The organism is Paraburkholderia podalyriae (assembly GCF_014397785.1).
In the GTDB taxonomy this organism is placed as follows: Bacteria; Pseudomonadota; Gammaproteobacteria; order Burkholderiales; family Burkholderiaceae; genus Paraburkholderia; species Paraburkholderia podalyriae.
In genome coordinates, this window is sequence record NZ_VZQQ01000142.1 from 1 (window position 1) to 5,622 (window position 5,622).

Genomic DNA, 5,622 nt, shown 5'->3' on the forward strand with positions numbered 1-5,622 from the left:
GCCAGAGGCGCTTCCAGTCGCGCTACGCGCTCCTTCCAGCGCCTCTGGCGCAACCGCATTCGCATTGGTTTTCTTCAACATCAACCACTCCAGTTTGGATCACACGTTTTACCCCAAATCTGTGTCCCAAAAAACCGGAGGCGCCGCAAGAAGATCTCCTACCGTCTAATCCCGTTGTTGTTCATCCTCTATCTGATGGCCAACATCGACCGTGTCAACGTGGGCATCGCGCAGCTCCAGATGAAATCCGCGCTCGGTTTCACGGATGCCGTCTACGGCATTGGGGCGGGCATCTTCTTCCTGTCGTACGCGCTGTTCGTATTGCCCAACAGTTTCGTGATGACACGGCTTGGTGCACTCAAGACGATCATGATAGTGACGATTGGCTGGGGCTGCGTCTCCACGCTCACGATGTTTGTCCGCACTCCATCGGCGTTCTATACGCTGCGCTTTTTGCTAGGCGTGTTCGAGGCGGGATTTTATCCGACGGTCGTCTACTACTTGTCGCGCTGGTACCCGTTGGAGCGTCGATCCACGGCGTTTTCGCTATTCTCCTCGGGAATCGTGATATCCGGAATTCTGGCTTATCCGTTATCCGGGGCGATCCTTAAGTTTATGCATGACGTAGGAGGGTTGAGCGGTTGGCAGTGGATGTTCCCGCTCGAAGGTTTGCCGTGCGCCGTGCTCGGCCTGCTCGTTCCAATGCTGCTCGATGAGTCGCCCGAAGCTGCCGACTGGCTGTCCACCCGCGAAAAAACTATGATCGCGGCAATGCTCGAAGCAGAGGCGCCTGCTAGCGAAGGGCAAACGTTTGCACAGATCCTTCGTAATCCCCGCCTATATGCGCTGATGGCCGTTTATTTCTCGTTCGCAGCCGCCATCTCGGTGCTCCAATTCTGGACGCCGACCATCATTCGCTCGCTCGGCGTGACCGACGTCGCCTTGATCGGACTCTACTCCGCCATCCCCAGTGCGGTGTCACTCATCGCGATGATCACGATTGGCGTACATACCGACCGCACGAGGCGTTTGCGCGAAAGCATCGTTGCGTTGGCGATGGTCGGCGCCGCAGCACTGTGTCTGCTGCCTCTCGCCTCGGCCTCGCTGGTGCTTTCACTCGTGTTGCTGTCGGTAGCTATGGCAGCACAGCTCACGTTCATTCCGCTGTTTTGGGTCAGCGTGCCGGCTTGCCTGCCAGGCCCAGGCACGGCGAACGCGATCGCTGCGGTTGCAACTGTCGGCCTCCTCGGTGGGGTCCTCAGCCCAACCTCGATCGGATGGTTGAAAACGCACACGGGCAGCATGAGCATCGGAATTTATATATTCGGCGCCCTGTTTGCGGCGGGCGGCCTGTTGTATGCCAGGACGACGCGCCGTGTGGTGAACCTGCGCCCGCGAAAAGTCTAAATGACTGGCGTTCTAACAGGGGTTAGTTATTGTGATGTCGTCGCCATTCAAATACGCCTGCGTTTCCTGCAGCGGAAGTGAGCCGAATACAAATTTGTGTATCAATCGACAAGTATGTACTTGCTGGTCAATATGCAAATGGATATTATTTTCGATAAAGTGAGCCTGCGCCGAGTTTGACATGGTGCCCCCTTGGTTGGATTTGCATTTGACGAATTGGAGGGACTATGACCGGCCGCGTAGCAGTCGCAGGAATTGGAATGGCCTCGTTTACAAAGTATCTTGACCGCTCGGTCAGGACTTCAGCAGAAGAGGCGGGACGAAACGCGCTGCCCCGTTTGCCGAGGAAAACGCGGTCGACACTTGCTGCAGTTTCCGGAGGTTTGCCGAATCCTCGAAGAAAAAGGCCTCGCTTTTTCCCTGATCTATTCGATGGAGGACATCGTCGCGGACGCGCAATACCAGGTCCGCGGCAGCATTGTCGCCCTCGAGCACCCGCAGTTCGGGGAGCTAAAAATGCCGACTGTGCAGCCCCGGTTCAGCGGCACGCCGTCCGCAAATCAGGCCCGTGCCCGCTCTGGCGCGCATACCGATGAGGTCCCGGGCGAACTTGCTGGGCTCTCGGCCGGGCAGATTGCCGAGCTGCGCCAGGCGGGCACGGTGTAATGTGCTGAACTCGATGGAGGCACCTCAATGATTATGTCGCAAATCAAGGCAGTCGTGCGGGATCCGCCCAGCGTGGTGTCGGCCATCGGGAGCCGCTTCTCGTGTCGCGCGTTCTCGCCCGACAAGCCGGTCGCGCGCGAGCAAGTCGACGAAATTCTGCCTATCGCCCGCCGCGAGAGACGGTGGAGAGTTTGACGCGCTGGGTGAGCGGCGCGCTTTGGACCACATTGTGAACGCATGGCTACAGCACGCCTTATGACGTTTTTAAATTGTCTGTTCTGTTCGACCTTTGGAGAACACCAGTGATTACTCGTCGCGCCCTCCTCAATACGCCCGGGTTTAAGGATATCGCCATCAAGCAGGGTTATGTACTGAAATTGCAAGACTTCGCAAAGCTGCGCGACAATATGTCAGGGCGAATTTGCCAAGTGGAAGCGGCTGGTCGAGATTTCTGGCGCAGAGCCGGAATGACTGTTACCGTCGCCGTCTGACAAGCTATGTGCTGCGATCACTTCCACGCGGTCGGCACCTTTTGCCGCCATTCGATCTGGAGCACGCCAATGGCATCGGTCCAGGCCATGCTCAGTGGCAGCGTCGGACCATACGGCTCGACCGAAGCCGCCCAGGTTGCAGAGGTCGGCGCCAAAGCGCTGGAGGTTCTGCGCAAAACAATCTCGGTGGATGTCCACACGCACGGCGGACCGCAGGGCATCTACTCTCCGGCACCGCCCAACGGCAACCTTGCCGCCGGTATGCGAGCCGGGTCCCTTGCCGCAGTGTGCCTGTCGGAAATCCCGGATGAACCTCTTCTTGGCAGGAATTCAGCCGGGGTCGTCTGCATCACCCGTTCGCCGAGGCCGGGTGAGCTCTATGAGCACCATCTAGAACGACTCGCCTGGGCCGACGACATGGTGACGCACCATGGCTTGCGGCGCGCACTGAGGGCAGCCGATCTGGAATCCGCCCATGCCGCAGGTCAGCCATCGGTAATCGGGGGCGTCGAGGGCTTGGACTTCATAGAAGGAAAGTTGGAGCGGCTGGAAGAAGCCCACCAGCGCGGCATCCGCTCCGCGCAGCTTGTTCACTACACGCCGAACGATATTGGTGACTTCCAGACGGGCGTAGTGACTCACGACGGGTTGACCGAATTTGGCGCAGAGGTGATCCGTGACTGCCATCGGTTGGGGATACTCGTTGATGTTGCGCACGCCACCGAACAAACGGCCAAGGCTGCGGCGAAAGTCTCCACCAAACCGCTGCTGCTATCACATACAGCGCTTGCCGGCTCCCAGGCGATGGCATCGACCCGACTGGCCGCCCGTTGCGTAGCCCCGGATCATGCGAGGGCGATCGCAGAAACCGGCGGTGCCGTCGGGATTTGGGCCATCTTTGAGAATCTCGACAAATACGTTGAGGGACTCAAGGAAATGGTTGACGTCATAGGCGTGGACCATGTCTGCGTGGGGACCGATCAACAGGTCGTCCCTGGCGTGTTGCAAGACTATTCGCAGTGGGTCAACCTGATAGCGGCGATGTTGCGCGGGGGGTTTACCTCTCAAGAGGCGGGAAAGATTGCCGGTGGCAATTACATGCGTATCTTCCGCACCGCGGTGGAATGAACCACTACTAAGATCGTGGAAATCGCTGACGTCATCAGACGCTTGCGCAAGGGGATCGGCCACAAGGAGCTCGATGTCAGGGCTCTGATGATCGGCGGGCACGGCGGTGCCTTCTGCGGCGTCGGTGACGTGAAGGGCATGGCCAGGAAAAAGATCGGCCTGATGATGCACGGCCGCATGACGGACATGCAGGACTGGTTTCACGACCTCATCAAGCTCGAGATGCTCGTCATCGCGGCTGTCGACGGCCCAGCTTTCGGGCATCCCGCGGCAATCTGGACGTCGTTTAGATCGGCGGCTTTAATAGGGAGAAGCGCACAACGCTTAATACTCGCGGGTACGACAATCTTGATGACCGACCAGTAAGCGGTAGAATAGATCGTCGGTAATCAAGGAGCTAGACGGTGACTAAGGGACAAGCGGTGCAAGGCGCGGTGCGGGCACGATCGCGCGAAGCTTTCGGTAAAGAAAACGTTGAGTTGCCTGAGGAGTTAGGGTCAGCAAAAGGAGAGACGGCCCCGACCTCGAAAGCGCCCGGATCGGCGCCGCGGCGCCGGTCACAGGAAGAGCGGCGTTCAGAAGCGGAAGCGCGGCTTCTCGCCGCCGCACTTGATTTGCTCTCACGCAAAGGTTGGGTAGGAATGACGCTGGCAGAGGTCGGCGAGGCGGCCGGCTACAGCCGGGGGCTGGCGACGCATCACTTCGGCAACAAAGGTGAGCTACTACGCACCTTAACCTCGGATATGTATCGCTCTTTCGCGAAGGAAATGCAATCCGTACAGCCATCGCCCGCTGGCCTTCAGGCGGTGCTCGGCTATGCGCGTGTGTATTTGGGGCGCAGTGATGCGCAGTGGACGAATACCCGCGCTCTTTTGCTGCTCCTCGCTGAGTCCCTGTTGGAAAACTCCGATACGGCCCATGTTGTGGCCGAGTGTAACCGTGAGATGTTCGAGTGGATTGAGAAGAACCTGCGGATCGGTATTGCGCAGGGCGAGGTGCGCCGCGATGTAGATGTCGCTTTAGGCGCTGAGTTTGTTGTGGGTGCTCTGCGCGGGCTGGCGCAACAGCGTCTTTCGCAGGGCCGAGTGGCGAACATACGCCGAAACAAGGAACAGGTGGTGAAAATGATCGAGCAGATGTTCGCGGCGCACACCGACCGCGCGTCAACTGAAGAAGCGACCAATGAACGATCAAATGCGTGACATGCTCAATCAAGCGGTCCAGCGGATTTTCGCGGATCGCCCCTCGGACGTATGAGCAGTTTTGCAAAGCGCCAGATTCGACAAGGCGTCACTCCCTGAAAGCAAAGGCGGTGCTAGCGTGAGTTGGGCCGAAGCATGCGTGACTCCTGGCGATCGCCGGCGAGCACGCCGCGGCTGTGCCACTGGCCGAATCCATGATTGGCCAGTGGCTTGCAAATTGCGCCGGCATTGAAGACCTCGGCTTGCCGACGATCGCGTTGCCGCCGCATTCTGGAATCCGGTTCAGCAGCGATGGGACGGCTGGCGCGTTCATGGCTCGTTGACACGAGTGCCTCGTGAACGCATATGCACGCACATGACGTTCGTTTTTGGATGCAGACCCTTCCCGCAACTAGTGGTTCTGGCCCGCGATGCAGCCGGAATTTTCTCACGTTGGGCCACAATGTTGCTGGCGAGCCGCGAGATATCGCCGTGCTCGAAGACGTTGTGCGGTGGGCGGTAGTGGCTGCCCGGTTTGATCCTCCTTCGTTCGTGGTGCTGTCGGCGATCGCGTGCAGCGCTCAGATGACGAGCACCATCGAACGCACCCTGACGGTGGCTGGAGCTAGCGTCAAGACTGGTGTATAGGCAACTTGATGAGCAGGGACTTCAGGCGGCGAGTTTCTGCTGAACCGGTTGATCGTCTTTCACCGGTTCGCCATCCCTGAAGGCAATGCCTTCCAGCAACA

The 5,622-nt window shown here is 58.9% G+C and carries 7 protein-coding genes; all 7 read left to right on the forward strand.

What is annotated here, in order from left to right; genetic code table 11:
- Positions 1-1,407, forward strand: a 1,407-nt coding sequence (locus tag F6X42_RS41490) for an MFS transporter (protein ID WP_246530532.1), incomplete at its 5' end; no start/stop codon positions are given.
- A 363-nt stretch (positions 1,408-1,770) separates the two neighbouring features.
- A complete protein-coding gene (locus F6X42_RS41495; protein ID WP_246530533.1) occupies positions 1,771-2,073 on the forward strand; it encodes a CoA transferase in 303 nt (100 codons plus the stop codon).
- A 27-nt stretch (positions 2,074-2,100) separates the two neighbouring features.
- Positions 2,101-2,268, forward strand: coding sequence for a hypothetical protein (locus F6X42_RS41500; protein WP_187639566.1), 168 nt, complete (start codon positions 2,101-2,103; stop codon positions 2,266-2,268).
- A 107-nt stretch (positions 2,269-2,375) separates the two neighbouring features.
- Positions 2,376-2,564, forward strand: coding sequence for a hypothetical protein (locus F6X42_RS41505; RefSeq protein WP_187639567.1), 189 nt, complete (start codon positions 2,376-2,378; stop codon positions 2,562-2,564).
- Positions 2,565-2,633: 69 nt separating this feature from the next.
- Positions 2,634-3,692: a dipeptidase gene (locus F6X42_RS41510; RefSeq protein WP_246530534.1), complete on the forward strand. Its 1,059-nt coding sequence runs from the start codon at positions 2,634-2,636 to the stop codon at positions 3,690-3,692.
- 15 nt (positions 3,693-3,707) lie between these two features.
- Positions 3,708-4,058 carry an enoyl-CoA hydratase/isomerase family protein gene (locus F6X42_RS41515; protein ID WP_187639568.1) on the forward strand — a complete coding sequence of 117 codons (351 nt, stop codon included), beginning with the start codon at positions 3,708-3,710 and terminating at the stop codon, positions 4,056-4,058.
- A 38-nt stretch (positions 4,059-4,096) separates the two neighbouring features.
- Entirely contained in the window at positions 4,097-4,894 is a 798-nt protein-coding gene (locus F6X42_RS41520; protein WP_222945917.1) for a TetR/AcrR family transcriptional regulator, read from the forward strand.
- Positions 4,895-5,622: the final 728 nt, after the last annotated feature.

What these genes read in the sequence shown, in the direction of transcription:
- F6X42_RS41500 (WP_187639566.1), top strand. Translation starts at nt 2,101, where the DNA reads ATGATTATGTCGCAAATCAAGGCAGTCGTGCGGGATCCGCCCAGCGTG.
- F6X42_RS41510 (WP_246530534.1), top strand. Translation starts at nt 2,634, where the DNA reads ATGGCATCGGTCCAGGCCATGCTCAGTGGCAGCGTCGGACCATACGGC.